Raw genomic sequence first — 18,096 nt, forward strand, 5'->3', positions numbered from 1 at the left:
TCGTGCAGCACGCATTATCAGACACGCGATTATCATTCATCATACACGTCCAATTGACAAGTATGATCTTTCCATCATACACAAATGCGGCTGCTGGGAGCAGTTCGAACAGGGAGAGAAATCATGCGCTTTATCAAAGCCGTCGCTTTGGCCGGCACCGTCGCGATTCTTGCTGCAACATCCGCCTTCGCCGCCGACGTGAAGATCGGCTTCATCGTGAAGCAACCGGAGGAGCCGTGGTTCCAGGACGAATGGAAATTCGCCGACGAAGCGGCCAAGGAAAAGGGCTTCACGCTCGTCAAGATCGGCGCCCAGGATGGCGAAAAGGTCCAGTCGGCCATCGACAATCTCGGCGCCCAGGGCGCGCAGGGCTTCATCGTCTGCACGCCGGATGTGAAGCTCGGCCCCGGCATCGTCGCCAAGGCGGCAGCCAACGACCTCAAGTTGATGACGGTCGACGATCGGCTGGTCAACGCCGACGGCAGCCCGATCGAGGACGTTCCGCATATGGGCATCTCCGCCACCAAGATCGGCGAGACCGTGGGCGAGGCGATCGTCGCGGAGATCAAGAAGCGCGGCTGGGACATGAAGGAAGTCGGCGCGATCCGCGTTTCCTACGACCAGCTCCCGACCGCCGTGGACCGGGTGGAAGGCGCGCTCTCCGTTCTGAAGGCGAACGGCTTCCCCGAAGCCAACATCTTCGACGCGCCGCAGGCAAAGACCGACACCGAAGCCGCTCTCAATGCCGCGACAGTCGTTCTCAACAAGAATGCGGGCATCAAGAAGTGGATCGCCGTCGGCCTCAACGACGAAGCCGTGCTTGGTGCAGTGCGTGCCACAGAGACGGTCGGCATCCCCGCCGACAGCATGATCGGCATCGGCATCGGCGGCGCGGACTCCGCGATCAACGAGTTCAAGAAGCCTTCCGCGACGGGCTTCTACGGCACCGTCATCATCTCGCCAAAACGCCACGGCTACGAGACGGCCCTCAACATGTACGAGTGGATCGCCAACGGCAAGGAACCGGAAAAGCTGATCCTGACCGCCGGCCAGCTCGCGCTGCGCGACAACTATGAGGCCGTCCGCAAGGAACTCGGCATCGAGTGAGCCCTGCCCCGACTGAAACGAGCCCGGTGTCGCCAAGCGCCGGGCGTCCTTCCCGGAGCGCTGCAATGCAGGACTTTCTGGAATTCCAATCGATTTCAAAAGGCTATCCCGGCGTTCAGGCGCTGTCTGAGGTCTCCTTCTCTGTACGCAAGGGCGCGGTTCACGGGCTGATGGGAGAAAACGGAGCCGGGAAGTCCACCTTGATACGGGTGCTCTCCGGAGACCAGGCGGCCGACACCGGCGAGATCCGCATCGACGGCGAGCCGCAGCACTATCGTTGCGTACGCGATGCCTTCAACGCGGGCGTCATCGTCATCCATCAGGAACTGCAACTCGTACCGGAGCTGACGGTCGCCGAAAACCTTTGGCTCGGCCGCTTCCCCGGCAATGCCGGCGTCATCGACCGTCGACAATTGGTTCGCGTCGTCTCCGACAGGCTTAAAGAAATCGGTATCGACGTCGATCCCGAGGCGAAGGTTGCATCCCTGTCGATCGGCGAGCGGCAGATGGTCGAGATAGCCAAAGCGGTGATGACCGACGCTCGCGTGATTGCCTTGGACGAGCCCACCTCTTCGCTCTCCTCGCGAGAAAGCGAAATCCTCTTCGCCCTGATCGAAAGATTGCGGTCGAACGGCACGGTCATCCTCTATGTCTCGCATCGGCTGGACGAGATCTTCCGCCTGTGCGACAGCCTGACCGTGCTGAGAGATGGCCGGCTCGCAGCCCATCATCCGGACATCTCGAAAGTCGGCCGCGAGCAGATCATCGCCGAGATGGTCGGGCGCGAAATTTCGAACATCTGGGGTTGGCGCGCCCGGACGCTCGGAGCTGCGAGGCTTTCGGTCGAAGGCGTTTCCGGCATCACCCTGCCCCAACCGATCAGCTTTGCCGTCCGCGCCGGCGAGATTCTCGGCTTCTTCGGCCTGATCGGCGCGGGCCGCAGCGAAATGGCCCGTCTGGTCTATGGCGCCGATCGCCGGCGGCAGGGCAAGGTCCTGGTGGACGGCGCCGCCGTACCGGCGAACAGCCCGCGGCTGTCGATCCGTGCCGGCGTCGTTCTGTGCCCGGAAGACAGGAAGTCCGATGGCATCGTGCACGGGCGCTCGATCGAGGAGAACATGGCGATCTCCTCCCGCCGTCATTTCTCGCCCTTCGGAATTGTCGACAAGCGTAAGGAGGCGGACCTTGCCGAGCGTTTCATCGCGAAGCTGCGGGTGCGCACTCCCTCGCGCCACCAGGACATCGTCAACCTTTCCGGCGGAAACCAGCAGAAGGTGATCCTTGGCCGCTGGCTGTCGGAAGAGGGCGTCAAGGTGCTTCTGATCGACGAGCCGACCCGCGGCATCGATGTCGGCGCGAAATCGGAAATATACGAAATTCTTTACGAGCTTGCGGCTCAAGGCATGGCGATCGTCGTCATTTCGAGCGAACTGCCCGAGGTCATGGGGATTGCGGACCGCATTCTCGTGATGTGCGAGGGTCGGATCGCGGCCGAAATCGACCGGAGCGATTTCGACGAACACCGGATACTCGCAGCAGCACTTCCGGATGCCTCAGCCACGACGGCCACCCTTCCCGAACAGGTAAGCTGACCATGACGACTTCCTTGAAAAAAATTCTTCTCGGCGAACAGGGCCTGCTGGTGATCTTTGCCGCCGCCTTCGTGGTGGTGTCTCTGACGGTTCCGAATTTCCTCACCGAACGCAACATGCTCGGCTTGCTGCAGTCGGTGGTGACCATCGGCGTCGTCGCCTGCACCATGATGTTCTGCCTGGCCTCACGCGACTTCGATCTTTCGGTCGGCTCTACCGTAGCCTTCTCGGGAATGGTTGCCGTAATGGCGTCGAACGCGACGGGCTCGATCGTGCTCGGCCTTCTGGCGGCTCTTGCCTGCGGTGGGATCGTTGGTCTCGCGAACGGCATCGTGATCGCCCGTTTCCGCATCAATGCGCTCATAACGACGCTGGCGACGATGCAGATCGTACGCGGCTTTGCCTTGATTGCATCGGACGGCCGTGCCGTCGGGATCAACGATCCGGCATTCTACCAGCTCTCTCTGTCGAAGTTCCTGACGGTACCCACGCCGATCTGGGTGATGGCCCTGTTTTTCATCGTGTTCGGTTTCCTGCTCAACCGTACCGTCTTCGGCAAGAACACCCTTGCGATCGGCGGCAACCCGGAAGCCTCGCGGCTGGCCGGCGTCGACGTTGCGCGGATGCGCATCTGGATCTTCGCCCTGCAGGGACTGGTATGTGCGGTGGCAGGGGTCCTGCTCGCCTCGCGCATCACTTCGGGGCAGCCGAATGCGGCCACCGGGCTCGAACTCTCGGTGATTTCCGCCTGCGTTCTCGGCGGCGTCTCGCTTGCCGGCGGCCGGGCGACCATGACGGGGGTCGTCGTCGGCGTTCTGATCATGGGTATTGCCGAGAATGTCATGAACCTGCTCAACATCCAGGCCTTCTACCAGTATGTGGTGCGTGGTCTCATCCTGCTGATTGCTGTCCTCCTCGACAATATGCGCTCTGTCGCCGGCAGGCCGCGAGGGTGATTTCCGGCACGAAGGACGCAAGTCCTTCGGTTCTCAATCTTATTCCTCTGCCTGTCACAGAAATCATGCCAGCCCAAACCCTTGGGCTGGCTTTACGCGTTTCGCCGCGGGCGTATCCATATGTGAAATATATTTCACATCACGAAATATATTGACACGCATCCTTTCCTAGCGTTACCTGCCTCTACCGGACTTCGAGGAGGAAGAACGGATTTCACGAACACAGCGGCCGCCTTTGGCGCGCCGACGCGCTTTTTGGGAGGGGCTTCGGCCTCGAGGAGGACTCTTGCGCAATTTTCTCAGCACGACCGCGATGGCGGTCCTCGCAACCACGCTTCTTGCCGGCACGGCCGCCGCCGCGACGGACAACCCGTTCCGCTGCAAGCCGGGCGAAAAATACGTCATGAACGTGATGGTGTCCGGCGTCGAATACTGGTTCCCGGTCTACGAGATGTTCAAGCAGGCCGGCCAGCAGTTCGGCTGCGAGACGGAATACACCGGAACGCCGGAATATGACGTCAACAAGCAGATCGCCAGCTTCGATCAAGCCTTGGCGCAGAGCCCGGCCGGCATTCTGGTTCACCCGATGAATTCGGATCCGTTTATCGAGCCTATCAACCGGGCGACCGACCAGGGCACGGCGGTCGTGACCTTCGCCGCGGATTCTCCCCTGTCGAAGCGCGTTTCCTACATCACCTCCGACAACACACGTGAAGGCATCTACGCCGCCGACAAGATCGCCGAAAAGCTCGGGGGCAAGGGTGAATATGCGGTGCTCGAAAATCCCGGCCAGGACAATCACGACAAGCGCATCGCAGCCTTCATCGCCCGCATGGAGGAGAAATGGCCCGACATGAAGCTCGTCGGGCGGGCCGCTTCCAACCAGGACCCTAACAAAGCCTATCAGGGACTCACGAGCCTCATCCAGGCAAACCCCAATCTTGGCGCCGTGTTCATGCCCGAGGCAAATTCGGCGATCGGCGCGGCGCAGGCGAACAAGGAAACGGGCGGCAAAGTCCTCGTCATGTGCGCCGACGTCAACGCCAATATTCTCGACATGATCAAGGCGGGCGAGGTCTTCGGCTCGATCAACCCCAATCAGGGCATGCAGGGCTATATGGGCTTCCTGCTGCTCTGGCTCGCCAAGCACCCGGAGCTCATCGACCCGATGAACGATGCCAAGCGATCCGGCTTCAATCCGATGAGCATCCCCGTCGTCGACAACGGCCTCTCGATCGTCACGGCCGATAACGCCGACGATTTCTACTGGGACAAGTACCTGAAACGCCGCGGTACCAAGGGCATCGAGGAATAAGATCGCAGGAGCGGCCGCCCGGATCCTTGCTCCGGGCGGCCGACGAGGCGGGAGGGGAAAATCGCGATGACGTCAGAGACCGTGCTGGAGATCCGCAATGTCAGCAAGCATTTCGGCGCCGTGAAGGCGTTGACAGGCGTAGACTTTCGGCTCGAACGAGGCGAAGTTCACGCGCTTTGCGGCGAGAACGGCGCCGGCAAGTCGACACTGATGAACGTCATTGCCGGCGTGCTGCACCCGTCGGACGGGGAAGTCCTCATCGAAGGCGCACCCGTGAAGATTGCCTCGCCCGCGGTCGCACAGTCGCTCGGCATCGGCCTGGTGCATCAGGAGATCGCGCTTTGCCCCGACGCGACAATCGCCGAAAACATGTTCATGGCGGCGACGAACCGCCGACGCTCGGCTTTGATGAACTACGCTCAGCTGGAGCGCGACGCGCAGGCCGTGATGAATCGTCTGGCCCCGATCGACGTCAGCCAGAAGGTCGGCGACCTGCCGATCTCCAGTCAGCAGCTCGTCGAGATCGCCAAGGCGCTGACGCTCGATTGCCGCGTGCTTATCTTTGACGAGCCGACGGCGGCGCTGACAGAGACCGAAGCGCAGGTGCTCTTCGGCATCATCCGCGATCTCAAGGCGCGCGGCATCTCGATCATCTATATCAGCCACCGCATGGCAGAGGTGTTCAATCTCTGCGACCGGGTGACCGTCTTGCGCGACGGGCGCTATGTCGCGACGGAAAAGATCGCGGACGTCACTCCTGACGATGTCGTCCGACTGATGGTCGGCCGCGAGATCAGCCAGCTTTATCCGGACAAGCCGCATCCTCCCGAACGCCCGAGCGAGCCGATTCTTTCAGTCCGCGATCTCGGCGATGACGCACGCTTCGGCGACGTCAGCTTCGAGCTCCGCCACGGCGAAATTCTCGGCGTGGGTGGCCTGATCGGCTCCGGGCGGACGGAAATTGCCGAGGGCATCTGCGCACTGCGACCGGTGACGCAAGGCGAAATCCGGCTGCATGACCAGGTGCTTCGTCTGCGGCGCTATTCCGACGCGGCCAAAGCCGGCGTCGTCTATCTTTCGGAGGACCGGAAGGGATCCGGCGTTTTCCTCGATCTCTCGATCGCCCAGAACATTGCCGCACTCGATCTGAAGGCATTGACCTCACTTGGCCTGCTCAACTCGCGCAAGGAAAGAGTGCTCGCCGAGGACCTGACCCGCAGGCTTGGTGTCCGGATGGGCGGCGTCGACATGCCGGTCTCCTCGCTATCGGGCGGCAACCAGCAGAAGGTGGCGATCGCCAAGCAGCTGGCCGTCGATCCAAAGGTGATCCTGATGGACGAGCCGACTCGCGGCATCGATGTCGGCGCCAAATCGGAAATCCACCGCCTGCTGCGCGAGCTTGCCCATGCCGGCATCGGCATTCTGGTCATCTCGTCCGAACTGCCGGAGCTGATCGGCCTTTGCGACCGCATCCTGGTGGTGCGCGAGGGACGGATCGCAGGCGAGGTATCGGGCGACGAAATGACCGAGGAGGCGATCATGCGGCTGGCATCCGGCATCGGGTCGGCAAGCGAAACCACCTTGAAGGCATCCGGGCATGCTGCCTGAAGAAGCGGGAGACAGGACTATGGCAGTCGATACATTGGCGGTCGCGGGAAAAACGCGCAGGCCGGCATGGAAGCGGATCGGCACGATGCGCGAGGCCGGACTGATTGCGATCATCCTTTCGCTCTCGGTGATCATGAGCTTCGCCTCGCCGCATTTCCTGACGCTTGGCAATTTTCGGGCGATGCTCATGTCCTTCTCGGTCGAGGGCATCGTCGTCGTCGGCATGACGATCCTGCTGATCGTCGGCGGCATCGATCTTTCGGTCGGCTCCGTCGTCTGCTTCTCGATGGTGCTCTCCGGCTCGCTCTTCCTGATCGGTGTCGATCCCTGGACGGCATCGCTCGTCGGAATTGCCGCCAGTGCCGCCATCGGCTGCATCATGGGCTTCTTCGTCACCGTGGTCGGGCTCAACCACTTCATCACATCGCTTGCGGCCATGGTGATCGTTCGCGGTCTCTGCCTCGTCATCACCAAGGGCACGCCGCTTTCGCTCTTCACCTTGCCGCCGGCATTCAAGGCGGTCGGCCAGAGTACCCTCTTCGGGGTTCCCTATGTGATCCTGATCTTCATCGCCGTCGTCGCCGCCTTCGATTTCCTGCTGCGCCGGGCAACCGCCTTCCGCAAGGTCTTCTACACCGGCAGCAACGAGAAGGCCGCGCTCTACTCCGGCATCAAGACGAAGGAGGTCAAATTCTGGGTGACGGTGCTTTGCGCGACGCTTTCCGGCGTGGCGGGGACGATCTACATGTCACGCTTCGGCGCGGCAACGCCGACCTTCGGGGTGGGCATGGAGCTCAACATCATCGCCGCGGCGGTGATCGGCGGCGCCTCGCTGAATGGCGGCTCGGGCACGATCCTCGGTGCCATCCTCGGCATCGCCCTGCTCTCCGTCGTCACGAGCTCGCTGATCCTGCTCGACGTTTCGGTGTACTGGCAGGATATGATCAAGGGCTGCATACTGCTCGCCGCCGTTTCGATCGATCACTTGCTGCACAAGCGGAAGGCTCTCTGACATGGCGAACGCCAAACCGAAATCACAATCCGCCCCGCGCGAAGAAATCGTCATCGCCAGGCAGATGCATCAAGCCCTGGTGCTGCACTTCCTGGAGGGTTTGACACAGGCGCAGATCGCCGACCAGCTCGGGATCTCGCATGCGACCGTCAACCGCCTCATCAAGCGTGGGCGCCAGCTTGGCCTCGTCGAGATCAAGATCAAGTCGCCGGTCGAGCCATTGGTGGAAATCGAAGAACAACTGCTGGCGCTCGGAGGCATCCGCCGCGCGGTCGTCGTGCCGACGGTCTCGGACAATCCCCAGATCGCCCTGCATTCGGTCGGCGAAGCCGCGGCACGGCTCATGCTCGAACAGATCGCCGACGGAGACACGATCTGCATCACCGGCGGCAAGGGGGTGAGCGCCGTGGTTGCCGGCTTGCAGCCGTCACGCCGCTTCGATATCGAGGTTATTCCCGCGACCGGCTGCGTTCAAGGCAAGCACTATACCGACGTCAACCACGTCGCCACCCTGATGGCAGACCGGCTCGGCGGGCATTCCTTCCAGATACACGCGCCGCTCTTCGCCGACAGCGAAGCGGAACGGAAAATGCTGCTCGGCATGCGCTCGGTCGCCGACGTCTTCAAGCGGGCGCGCGACGCGAAGATCGCCGTGGTCGGCATCGGCTCCATCCTTTCGGACGATTCCAGCTACTACGACCTGCACCCCTCCTCCAGCACCGATCGCGAAGCGATCGAGCAATCCGGCGCCTCCTGCGAACTGCTGGCGCATCTGCTCGACGATTGCGGGCGCGTCTGCGGCTACGGGCTCAATCGGCGTCTGGTTTCGCTGACGCTCTCCGAATTCGCTTCGATCCCAACGAAGATCGGTGTCGCAAGCGGGCCCAGCAAAGCGGGGCCGATCTTAAGCGTCATGCGCGGCAATCATCTGGACACGCTCGTCACGGATCAGGCGACGGGAGCGCGCATTCTCGAACTGGCCAAGGAAGGCGGAGAGCGTTCATGAATGGACAACAAATCATGCGGGAGATCGGCCGCTCCGGGGTCGCAGCCTCAGCGGTCGGCCTCGGCACCTGGGCAATCGGCGGCTGGATGTGGGGCGGCACGGACGAACGGGAATCGGTCGCCGCCATCCATGCCTCCCTGGATGCAGGCGTGACGCTGATCGACACGGCACCCGCCTATGGTCTCGGGCGGGCGGAAGAGATCGTCGGCAAGGCGCTTTCCGGGCGCCGCGACAAGGCGGTGATCGCAACGAAGTGCGGCCTCGTCTGGCACACACGGCAGGGCAATCACTTCTTCGACGAGGACGGCAGGCCCGTCCATCGCCATCTCGGCCGAGAATCGATATTCCACGAGGTGGAACAGAGCCTCAGACGGCTCGCCACCGACTATATCGACCTCTACATCACCCATTGGCAGGACCCGACGACGCCGATCGAGGAAACCATGCGAGCGCTCGAGGACCTGCGCGCCGCCGGCAAGATCCGGGCGATCGGCGCCAGCAATGTCAACCTGGAAGAACTCGAAATCTATGTGAAGATCGGCGGTCTAGATGCGATCCAGGAACGGTTCAGCATGCTCGACCGGGAGATCGAAGCGCAACTCCTGCCGGTTACGACGGCAAACGGCGTGGCGACGCTCAGCTATTCGTCTCTCGCTCTGGGCCTTCTCTCCGGCTCGATCGGGCCGGAACGCGTCTTTTCCGGTGACGACCAGCGCAGGGACAATCCGCGTTTCTCCGTCGCAAACCGGGAGAAGGTCACGCGCTTCGCCGAAGCGATAAGGCCGATCGCGCAAGAGCACGAGGCATCGATCGCCCAGATCGTCATCGCCTGGACCCTGGCGCAACCCGGCATCACCTTCGCGCTTTGCGGCGCGCGTAATCCCGTCCAGGCGCTCGACAATGCAAGAGCCGGCACGATCCGGCTCAGCGCGGAGCACCTCTCGACGGTCGAGGCGGCAATAGCGGCTGAGCTGGCGAATATGGACAGGTAACGGAACCGCCCCATGACAAGGACAGAGATTTTGGACGGGCTCCGCCGGAGCCCGAAGGTGGACGTCTGCGTCCTTGGCGGCGGCATCAACGGGCTCAGCGTCTTTCGCGAGCTCGCGCTGCAGGGGCTACGCGTCCTGCTCGTCGAGAAGCACGATTACTGCTCGGGCGCGAGTGCTGCGCTGTCGCGCATGGTGCATGGCGGCCTGCGCTACCTCGAAAACGGCGAGTTCACGCTGGTGAAGGAGTCGCTCGTGGAGCGCGACCGGCTTCTCAGGAACGCGCCGCACCTCGTGGCGCCACTTGCGACGACGGTTCCCGTCTTCGACATCTTCTCCGGCCTCGCCAATGGGATCGTTCGCCTTCTCGGCTTGAGCCGCCGGCCGAGCCGCCGCGGGGCCATCGCGATCAAGGCCGGACTTTCGATCTACGACTTGCTGACGCGCAAGCGGGCACTGATGCCGCGCCACCGGTTCCGCGGCCGTCGTGCGACGCTGGCGAAATGGCCGGCGCTCAACCCGAAGATACGCAGTTCCGCCACCTATTACGATGCCTGGGTGAGCCACCCCGAGCGGATCGGCATGGAGCTGTTGCGGGACGGGCTGTCCGCCTCGAGCGAGGCGGCGGCGCTGAACTATGCCGAGCTTCGCCGAAACGAGGCCGGCAAATACATCATCGCCGACGGCATCGATGGGGTCGGCGTCGAAATCGAGCCCAGTCTGATCGTCAACGCGACCGGCGGTTGGATCGACATCACCAATGGCGCGCTGTTGCCGCCGGATCAGCCCTCGACCCCGCTGATGGGCGGCACGAAGGGATCGCATCTCATCATCGACAATATGGATCTGCGCGACGCGCTCGGCGATCACATGATCTATTACGAGAACGAGGACGGCCGCATCTGCATCCTCTTTCCCTATTTCGGCAAGGTGCTGGTCGGTTCGACCGACATCCGGGTCGACGATCCCGGGACGGTCAAGTGCGAGGAAGAGGAGCGCGATTACATCCTGCAGTCGCTGGCCTTCGTCTTGCCTGGTATCGAGATCGGGCAGGAGGAAATCGTCTTCCAGTTCTCCGGCGTGCGACCGCTGCCCGCCAGCAGCGACAGTTTCACCGGCCGCATCCCGCGCGACCATTTCTGCACCACGATCGAGAGCGCCGGCACGCCGGTACTGTGCATGATCGGCGGCAAGTGGACGACCTTTCGCTCCTTCGGCGAACTTGCAGCCGATACTGCGCTGGAACGCCTCGGCCTTTCACGCCGCGTCTCGACGGCTGACCGCGCCATCGGCGGAGGGCGGGGATTTCCGGCCGATCCCGAAAGCTGGATTGCCGCCTTGGCCGCTCGCTGCGGCCTGCCACCGCCGCACGTCGCCGAATTGTTCTCCCGCTACGGAACGGAGGCGGAGGCGCTGGCGGCTTTCATAGGCCAGGGAAGCGATGCCGTGATCCCGGGCGCCGCTCATACGATGCGGGAACTTCTGTTCCTGATCCGCAACGAGGCGGTCGAGCATCTGGACGATCTGCTCTTGCGCCGCACGACGCTCGCGATTTCGGGCACGCTCTCGCTCGCCATTCTCGACGCTGCGCTCGAACTGCTGACGGAGGAGAAGGCGTGGTCCGAGGCGCGCCGCCTGAGTGAGCGGAACCGGTGCCTGGCGCTCCTGCGAGACCGGCACGGGGTCGACGAGAAAGCCCTTGCAGCCCGAATGCCGTCCCCATTGGCGAAGGCCGTCGCGGCGAGTTGATACCGCAATTTGCGGTGGCCCCGACCCAGGCTGCCGCGCAACCTTCGACGAAGGAGAAAAGCATGAGAATCAATAGCAAGGTGCGGATGAACCGCCTGTTCAACGGCGGACGCTGCCTCGACGTGGCGATCGATCACGGCGTCTGCAACGAGCCATCCTTCCTGGGCGGACTCGAGAACATGGAGTCCGTGGTGAAGACACTCACCGCAGCGGCGCCCGACGCGATCCAGATGAACTACGGCCAGGCCGATCTGCTGCAGGATCTGCCCGGAAAGGACAAGCCGGCGCTCGTCATGCGCATCGACATGGGCAATCCCTATAACCGCGTCCGCCATCGCGACATGTGGGCGGTGCTGCAAAACGAGGCCGAGCCGCTGATCGGGGCGCTGGCCATGGATGCGGCCTGCGTCGTCGTCAACCTGTTCATGCTGCCGGACGAACCGGATCTTTTCCGCCAATGCGTGCAGAACATCGCTCGCGTCCGGGCCGATTGCGACAAATACGGCATGCCACTGATGATAGAGCCGCTCGTCATGCAGCCGGTTACCGAGGATGGCGGCTACATGGTGGACGGCGATGCCGACAAGATCGTCACGCTGACACGGCTTGCCCGGGAGATGGGCGCCGATATCGTCAAGGCGGACCCGACCACCGATGCGGACGAATTCCACCGGGTGGTCGAAGCGGCGCGTTGCCCGGTTCTCGTTCGCGGCGGCGGCAAGCAGGATCTGAGATCCGTCTTCGACAAGTCGGCGGCCTTGATGAAGCAGGGCGCGATGGGCATGGTCTACGGGCGCAATGTCTATCAGCACTCCAATCCGAATGCCGTGGTGCGCGGATTGATGGCGATCGTTCACGACAATGCGAGCGGCGAAGAGGCTTTTGCGCTGTATCGTCAAGGTTGATCGGATATCGGACCTTGGGAGGGGTTCAGCATGGGAGATTATCTTTTGGGCCTAGATGCCGGCAACACTATCATCAAGGCGGTGATCTTCGACCGGCAGGGTAAGGAAATCGCTTCGGCCGCGGCGGAAGGGCACAGCCGGATGCCGTTCCCAGGGCATGTCGAGCGCAGCCTGGACGAGCTATGGGAGAATGCCCGCCGGGTCATCCGCACATGTGTCGATGAGGCCGGGATCGACGGCAGCGAAATCGCCGCCATCGGCTGCGCCGGCCATGGCAACGGGCTCTACGCGCTCGACCATGAGGGGCGTCCGCTTCTCGGCATACAGTCGCTCGACACCCGGGCGGCGGCGCTTGTTGAAGAGTGGAGGTCGGAAGGTGTCGGCGACCGGACCTATCCGATCGGTCAGCAACGGCCCTGGCCTTCGCAGACCCCCACTCTTCTCGCCTGGCTGAAACGACATCGGCCGGAGGTCTTCGCCAGCATCGGCACGGTCTTTCTCTGCAAGGATTTCATCGTCAACCGGCTGACGGGCGCGCGCGTCAGCGACGTCTCGGACATGACCGGCTGCGGTTTGCTCAACGTCGCCGGCCGGCACTACGACCGGGAACTCATGGCAGCTTACGGGCTCTCCGAAACGATTGACCTCCTGCCGCCGCTGGTGGAAAGCGCCGACGTCGCCGGTCGCATCACCGAAGCGGCCGCAGCCGAGACGGGGCTTGCCGCCGGAACGCCGGTGGTCGGCGGGCTCTTCGACGTGGTCGCCTCGGCGATCGGCTCCGGGGTCACCCGCACCGGGGCAGCTTCCATCATCGCCGGGACCTGGAGCATCAATCAGGTGATCATCGAAAGCCCGGAGCTGGAGGGACCGGTGTTCATGTCCTCCACCTTCGACCGCGACCGCTACTTGGCGATCGAGTCCAGCGCGACCTCCGCCGCAAACCTCGAATGGCTGGTGCGGGAGTTCTTTTCCGAGGTGCGCTCCGATGGGCGCTCGCCCTTCGACCTCTGCTGCGAGCTCGCCTCCTCAAGCGATCCGGCCTCCGACGACCCCATCTACCACCCCTATCTCTACGGCGCCCAGCAGGACGGCAGCGCGCGCGCCGGGTTCTATGGAATCGCCGGCTGGCACACGAAAGGCCACCTCGTGCGCGCGGTACTCGAAGGCGTGGCTTTCGGTCACCGCCAGCACATAGAGACGATGCGCAAAGCAGGTGCGGCTTTCGACGAGGCGATACTCTCCGGCGGCGGTTCGCGCAGTCTCATATGGCCGCAGATATTCGCCGACGTCCTCGGCGTCCCGGTCTCCGTGGCCCGCTCGCGTGAGACGGGCGCCCTGGGGGCGGCAATCGCAGCCGGCACCGGCGTCGGCATTTTCTCCGACTTCGCCGAGGGTGCGGCCGCGATGGTGAGAACCGAACGGCACTATCGCCCGAACGGGGCGCTGGAGGCCCATTATGCCCGGCGATACGCGCTTTACAGGGACATCGCGGACGCCATGACGCCGATCTGGCGACGGCTTTCGGCAATGCAGGCCATCACGGCGGGAGTTGGGGCGTGAACGCGGATATGAACGAGACGATCGCCGATGCGGGCAGTTACGATTTCATCGTCATCGGCGCCGGCTCCGCGGGCTGCGTCCTTGCCAACCGGCTTTCCGCCGACCCGAAAAACCGGGTCCTGCTGCTCGAAGCCGGCGGCAGCGACCGTTATCACTGGGTGCATGTGCCGATCGGCTATCTCTACTGCATGGGCAATCCGCGCACCGACTGGATGATGAGGACGGCCGCGGAACCCGGTCTCAACGGCCGCAGCCTCCCCTATCCTCGCGGCAAGCTGCTCGGCGGCTGCTCTTCCATCAACGGCATGATCTATATGCGTGGGCAGGCGGCCGACTACGACGGCTGGCGCCAGGCCGGTAATACCGGCTGGGGCTGGGACGATGTTTTGCCCTATTTCCTGAAGTCGGAGGACAACTTCCGCGGCAAGTCGCCGTTGCATGGCGCCGGCGGGGAATGGCGAGTCGAACGCCAGCGTCTGTCCTGGCCGATCCTTGATGCCTTTCGCGATGCGGCCGAAGAGCTCGGCATTCCGAAGACTGAGGATTTCAACACCGGCGATAACGAGGGATCCGGCTATTTCGAGGTGAACCAGCGCGGCGGCCTGCGCTGGAACACGACCAAGGCGTTCCTGCGCCCCGCGATGAAGCGGCCGAACCTTCGGGTGCTGACGGGCGCCGAGACCGAGCGTCTGATCTTCGACGGGCGCCGGACGAAGGGCGTGCGCTTCCGGTCGGACGGCCGCATCCACGTGGCGCGCGCCACGCGCGAGGTCATCCTCTCTGCGGGCGCGATCAACTCGCCGAAAATCCTCGAACTTTCCGGGGTGGGCCGACCGGACGTCGTCTCGGCAGCCGGCGTGCAGGTCGTCCACTACCTCCCCGGGGTTGGCGAGAACCTGCAGGATCATCTTCAGATCCGCACCGTATTCCGGATCGAAGGCGCGAAGACGCTGAACCAGCTCTATCACAGCATTTTTTCCCGCATGGGAATGGGCTTCGAATACATGCTGAGGCGTTCCGGTCCGCTGTCGATGGCACCGAGCCAACTCGGCATATTCGCGAAAAGCAGCCCCTCTGTCGCAACCGCCGACCTCGAATACCATATCCAGCCGCTGAGCACCGACCGATTGGGAGAGCCGCTCCACAGCTACCCGGCCGTCACGGTCTCGGTCTGCAATCTGAGGCCGGAAAGCCGGGGGAGCGTGCATGTCACGACAACGCAATCATCCGCCGCGCCGGACATCCGGCCGAACTATCTGTCCACTGCCGGCGACCGGCTGCTTGCGGCACGGGCGATCCGCCACGCTCGCAATCTCATGGCGACGAAGGCCATTGCAAGATTCAAGCCGACGGAAATACTGCCCGGCGCGGGGTTCCAAAGCGAGGATGAACTTGTCCGCCGGGCCGGCGACATCGCGACGACGATCTTCCACCCGGTGGGAACCTGCAAGATGGGCAGCGACCCAATGGCAGTGGTGGATTCTTCGCTGAAAGTCCACGGGATTACTGGCTTGCGCGTCGTCGACGCGTCGATCATGCCGGCCATCGTCTCTGGCAACACCAATTCACCTGTCATCATGATTGCGGAAAAGGCGGCGGAGGCGATCCTCCGCCACTAATCTAAGACTAGATCACGATTTCGAAACTCAGGACGAAACCGCACGCGGCGTCCTCATCCACCCCAGGTGACGGGCCTCGGGGTGGATGATGCATCCTGGAAATCGACCCTCGAACGTGAGCGTGGGCCCGTCCAACTCCAAAAGGCGCTGGAACTGACCGGCGACGTGGCGGCGCGGGCCCGGATTGATCCTGCTTCAATGGTTTAGTGCGAGGCATTGTGCTCATCGTGCTGGGCTGCTGGACTATGCCGCCAGCGTCGATACCCGTCCCTCGGAAGCTGGCGGTTCAGTTCAGTGTTCTTCGCCACGCGGTACTTCGCGTCATCGGCAAGGGCCGGAGCGGCGACGAAGAGGATCGCTGTGGGACAGAGCGCTGGAGAGAAGGTGTGTGTTCATGGTCATTATCAATAGTTTCGATGTGAGAGACGGTGGCATTCGGCCGCTTCACTCGCTTTTGCGGCGTTTGCAGGCTCGTCCAGATTTGACGAGGTATTCAATTTCGAAACGCGTCACGCCGATGTCCTTGAGGATGTAATCCGGCATTTCCTGCAGAGCGCACCCGCGTGCACGACCGCTTTGTCGGCGACGGTGGATTGCCTGGGCCACCTGTGCCACGCAGCTCGAGAAGGCTGTGCCTAGTGCCGTGGTCAAAAAGGGCGACGGATTGGTGTTGAAGGAGGTCTTAGACATGGTGCTTCCCTCTTGGTCTGAGTGTCGGCCTGTCGGTGGACACTCACCAATGCGGCTGTTGCGACGGAGCCACCGCCTTGTTGTTCCAGATGTGGTGGCAAAGGCTCGTCCAGCCCGCGTGCCATCGTCGTTCAGCGCGCACGAGCCATCCATTTGTTACTGGTACCCGGTCTGAGCCTCTGCGGCAGTTCCGGAAGTAACAGGAACCAGCGTTGGCGCCCCCCTCAGCCGCGCACGAACGCGCATCCGTGGGTGTTCAGACCCGGTAGACGCGCCGGTGCGCGCCGGAGATTTGATTTTTCTTTGATCAAGCCCACGCATGGAGAGCATATGCAAAAATATACTTCCTTACCGTGCCAGTAGGGCAGGCTCTTTGAGCACTTCTGAGGGAAGATTGGTGTGAAAAAGCAGATCCAATTCAAACCCGAGACATGACTTCAGGGCGTAGTCAAAGACGCCAGAGTGGCCGTCTGCCTGCCACAACTGTCAAGCGACACGAGGAATTGACCCCTTTGCCGACATCAGGAATTGACCCCCTTTACTGGCTGGACGTTTCGTTGGGTTCAAGCGCCGCTCCGGTCTTCTGCAGAAGGCCGGAGCGGCGCTTTTCGCGAAGCCGGTAGCTGTCGCCCCGGATAGTGATGACCGCGGAATGATGAAGCAAGCGGTCCAGGATCGCCGTGGCGACGACGGGGTCCCCGAAGACACCTCCCCATTCGCCGACGGATCTGTTTGAGGTGATCAGGATCGAGCCCTTCTCATAGCGCCGGGACACCAACTGGAAGAACAGGTGGGCGGCATTGGCCTCGAAGGGCAGATAGCCCAATTCATCGATGATCAGCAGTTTCGGCCGCGACAGAAGCGTCAACTGCTTGTCGAGCAAGCCGTCGCTATGGGCCTTGGCCAACGTCGCCACCAACGTCGCCGCCGTGATGAACTGCACGTTGTAGTTCTGGCGGATCGCCTCGCGGCCGAGGCTGACGGCAAGATGCGTCTTACCCGTTCCGGGAGGGCCAAGGAGCAAGAGCGTGTCGCCATGCGCAATCCAGCGGCAGGTCGCAAGCTCCCGGATCTGCCCTTGATCCAGCGAAGGCTGGGCATCGAAGTCGAAGCCATCCAGCTCGCGTACGAAGGGGAACTGGGCGATCTTGCTCGACATGGAGATACGGCGCTCATCACGCCGGGCGATCTCCCGCGATACCAGGAAGCCCAGAGCCTCGCGCAGGTTCATCTTCGAGCGAGCCGCCTCGTCGAGCAGCGTGTCGAGCTGGTCGCGGATCGCCGTCAGCTTCAGCCGGTCGAGCGTTGCGATGAGCAGGTCATGGTCCACGTTCGTCATCACCAGCCTCCTCCGACAACGGCTTCATATTCCGCAAGCGGCCGCAGCAGCGCCGCGGGCGCGATCTCGATCGGCGCCAGGCGCACGGGTCCCTCGACACCGGCAATGCCGACAAAATGGGATCGGTCGACAATCCGTTGCCGTCGCCCTCGGTTCAGGGCATGGTCGGCCACAACCTGGCCCGCATGGCGAATGATCACGCGACCGGCCAGCACCACGACCTGGACACTCTCGCCGATCAGGCGCCAGGGCACCGAATAGCTGTTCGTGTCGAGATCGATGGCGCAGTCGGCCTGAACCTTGCGGACCAGATCCCGCAACTGCCCGAACGCAGCCCTGCCGGAAAGCGGACGTAGCGCCCCGGCCTCCGCAGCAAAGCGTTCCGCCGGCGCAACACCGGTGGTGCCGTGTTCCCGCTGGTCGGCAACCTCGCGCGTCCACCGATCCAAATGCGCCTCGAATGCCGCCCAGGTCTCGAAGCGGCGGCCGGCGATCGCGTTCTTCTTGACATAGCCGACTCCGCGCTCGTCCTTGCCCTTCTTTCAAGTCCAGGACTGCAGTTCGTACTGACACTCAAGCGCGCATAAAGTTCGAGGTCACGCACCCGTTCCATCCGTGGCGCGGCCAGCGCTTCGTGCTGTCGACACGC

Annotated in this window: 15 protein-coding genes and 1 pseudogene; 13 read left to right on the forward strand and 3 right to left on the reverse strand. The window is 62.9% G+C overall.

Features of this window, described 5'->3' with window-relative positions:
• Positions 1-123: 123 nt before the first annotated feature.
• From ACTJKL_RS29055 to ACTJKL_RS29110, 12 genes are all read left to right on the forward strand, one after another.
• Entirely contained in the window at positions 124-1,107 is a 984-nt protein-coding gene (locus ACTJKL_RS29055) for an arabinose ABC transporter substrate-binding protein (RefSeq protein ID WP_275598829.1), read from the forward strand.
• 65 nt (positions 1,108-1,172) lie between these two features.
• Positions 1,173-2,699: an L-arabinose ABC transporter ATP-binding protein AraG gene (araG, locus tag ACTJKL_RS29060; RefSeq protein ID WP_440854471.1), complete on the forward strand. Its 1,527-nt coding sequence runs from the start codon at positions 1,173-1,175 to the stop codon at positions 2,697-2,699.
• A gap of 2 nt (positions 2,700-2,701) precedes the next feature.
• Positions 2,702-3,655: an L-arabinose ABC transporter permease AraH gene (gene araH / locus ACTJKL_RS29065; RefSeq protein WP_018098539.1), complete on the forward strand. Its 954-nt coding sequence runs from the start codon at positions 2,702-2,704 to the stop codon at positions 3,653-3,655.
• A 286-nt stretch (positions 3,656-3,941) separates the two neighbouring features.
• Positions 3,942-4,970, forward strand: a complete 1,029-nt coding sequence (locus ACTJKL_RS29070) for a substrate-binding domain-containing protein (protein ID WP_440854472.1) — start codon at positions 3,942-3,944, stop codon at positions 4,968-4,970.
• A gap of 66 nt (positions 4,971-5,036) precedes the next feature.
• Positions 5,037-6,578 (forward strand): sugar ABC transporter ATP-binding protein, encoded by a 1,542-nt coding sequence (locus tag ACTJKL_RS29075; RefSeq protein WP_440854473.1) that lies wholly within the window; start codon positions 5,037-5,039, stop codon positions 6,576-6,578.
• A gap of 19 nt (positions 6,579-6,597) precedes the next feature.
• Positions 6,598-7,590 (forward strand): ABC transporter permease, encoded by a 993-nt coding sequence (locus ACTJKL_RS29080; protein WP_379940046.1) that lies wholly within the window; start codon positions 6,598-6,600, stop codon positions 7,588-7,590.
• Position 7,591: 1 nt separating this feature from the next.
• A complete protein-coding gene (locus ACTJKL_RS29085; protein WP_379940049.1) occupies positions 7,592-8,596 on the forward strand; it encodes a sugar-binding transcriptional regulator in 1,005 nt (334 codons plus the stop codon).
• The gene (locus ACTJKL_RS29090) at positions 8,593-9,588 is read left to right on the forward strand and encodes an aldo/keto reductase (protein ID WP_440854474.1); all 996 of its coding nucleotides are present in this window, start codon (positions 8,593-8,595) and stop codon (positions 9,586-9,588) included. Before ACTJKL_RS29085 ends, ACTJKL_RS29090 begins: the two co-directional genes overlap by 4 nt.
• Before the next feature lie 12 nt (positions 9,589-9,600).
• The gene (locus ACTJKL_RS29095) at positions 9,601-11,334 is read left to right on the forward strand and encodes a glycerol-3-phosphate dehydrogenase/oxidase (protein ID WP_440854475.1); all 1,734 of its coding nucleotides are present in this window, start codon (positions 9,601-9,603) and stop codon (positions 11,332-11,334) included.
• Between the two features lie 62 nt (positions 11,335-11,396).
• The gene (locus ACTJKL_RS29100) at positions 11,397-12,239 is read left to right on the forward strand and encodes a class I fructose-bisphosphate aldolase (RefSeq protein WP_440854476.1); all 843 of its coding nucleotides are present in this window, start codon (positions 11,397-11,399) and stop codon (positions 12,237-12,239) included.
• Positions 12,240-12,269: 30 nt separating this feature from the next.
• Entirely contained in the window at positions 12,270-13,799 is a 1,530-nt protein-coding gene (locus ACTJKL_RS29105) for an FGGY-family carbohydrate kinase (protein WP_440854477.1), read from the forward strand.
• Between the two features lie 8 nt (positions 13,800-13,807).
• The gene (locus ACTJKL_RS29110) at positions 13,808-15,418 is read left to right on the forward strand and encodes a GMC family oxidoreductase (RefSeq protein ID WP_440854479.1); all 1,611 of its coding nucleotides are present in this window, start codon (positions 13,808-13,810) and stop codon (positions 15,416-15,418) included.
• A gap of 444 nt (positions 15,419-15,862) precedes the next feature.
• Here ACTJKL_RS29110 and ACTJKL_RS29115 read toward each other — a convergent pair whose 3' ends face one another.
• The 3 genes and pseudogenes from ACTJKL_RS29115 to ACTJKL_RS29125 form a co-directional block, all read right to left on the reverse strand.
• Complete coding sequence (locus tag ACTJKL_RS29115; protein WP_102762682.1) at positions 15,863-16,108, reverse strand: DUF1127 domain-containing protein; 246 nt, start codon at positions 16,106-16,108, stop codon at positions 15,863-15,865.
• Positions 16,109-16,646: 538 nt separating this feature from the next.
• On the reverse strand, positions 16,647-17,447 hold the full coding sequence (gene istB, locus ACTJKL_RS29120) for an IS21-like element helper ATPase IstB (RefSeq protein WP_318899042.1): 801 nt from the start codon (positions 17,445-17,447) through the stop codon (positions 16,647-16,649).
• A pseudogene (locus ACTJKL_RS29125) lies at positions 17,447-17,986 on the reverse strand (Mu transposase domain-containing protein); the annotation flags it as partial. The pseudogene ACTJKL_RS29125 and the gene istB, both read right to left, overlap by 1 nt.
• A 44-nt stretch (positions 17,987-18,030) precedes the next feature.
• Between ACTJKL_RS29125 and ACTJKL_RS31990 the strand changes: the two are divergent.
• Positions 18,031-18,096: DUF5372 family protein (locus ACTJKL_RS31990; RefSeq protein ID WP_522960290.1), on the forward strand; the 66-nt coding region annotated here is incomplete at its 3' end.

Source organism: Sinorhizobium sp. 22678 (assembly GCF_052044265.1).
Taxonomy (GTDB): Bacteria; Pseudomonadota; Alphaproteobacteria; order Rhizobiales; family Rhizobiaceae; genus Sinorhizobium; species Sinorhizobium meliloti_A.

Coding starts and splice junctions, on each gene's coding strand:
- ACTJKL_RS29055 (WP_275598829.1), top strand. CDS start 124: ATGCGCTTTATCAAAGCCGTCGCTTTGGCCGGCACCGTCGCGATTCTT.
- araG (WP_440854471.1), top strand. CDS start 1,173: ATGCAGGACTTTCTGGAATTCCAATCGATTTCAAAAGGCTATCCCGGC.
- araH (WP_018098539.1), top strand. CDS start 2,702: ATGACGACTTCCTTGAAAAAAATTCTTCTCGGCGAACAGGGCCTGCTG.
- ACTJKL_RS29075 (WP_440854473.1), top strand. CDS start 5,037: ATGACGTCAGAGACCGTGCTGGAGATCCGCAATGTCAGCAAGCATTTC.
- ACTJKL_RS29080 (WP_379940046.1), top strand. CDS start 6,598: ATGGCAGTCGATACATTGGCGGTCGCGGGAAAAACGCGCAGGCCGGCA.
- ACTJKL_RS29085 (WP_379940049.1), top strand. CDS start 7,592: ATGGCGAACGCCAAACCGAAATCACAATCCGCCCCGCGCGAAGAAATC.
- ACTJKL_RS29090 (WP_440854474.1), top strand. CDS start 8,593: ATGAATGGACAACAAATCATGCGGGAGATCGGCCGCTCCGGGGTCGCA.
- ACTJKL_RS29095 (WP_440854475.1), top strand. CDS start 9,601: ATGACAAGGACAGAGATTTTGGACGGGCTCCGCCGGAGCCCGAAGGTG.
- ACTJKL_RS29100 (WP_440854476.1), top strand. CDS start 11,397: ATGAGAATCAATAGCAAGGTGCGGATGAACCGCCTGTTCAACGGCGGA.
- ACTJKL_RS29105 (WP_440854477.1), top strand. CDS start 12,270: ATGGGAGATTATCTTTTGGGCCTAGATGCCGGCAACACTATCATCAAG.
- ACTJKL_RS29110 (WP_440854479.1), top strand. CDS start 13,808: ATGAACGAGACGATCGCCGATGCGGGCAGTTACGATTTCATCGTCATC.
- ACTJKL_RS29115 (WP_102762682.1), bottom strand. CDS start 16,108: ATGTCTAAGACCTCCTTCAACACCAATCCGTCGCCCTTTTTGACCACG.
- istB (WP_318899042.1), bottom strand. CDS start 17,447: ATGACGAACGTGGACCATGACCTGCTCATCGCAACGCTCGACCGGCTG.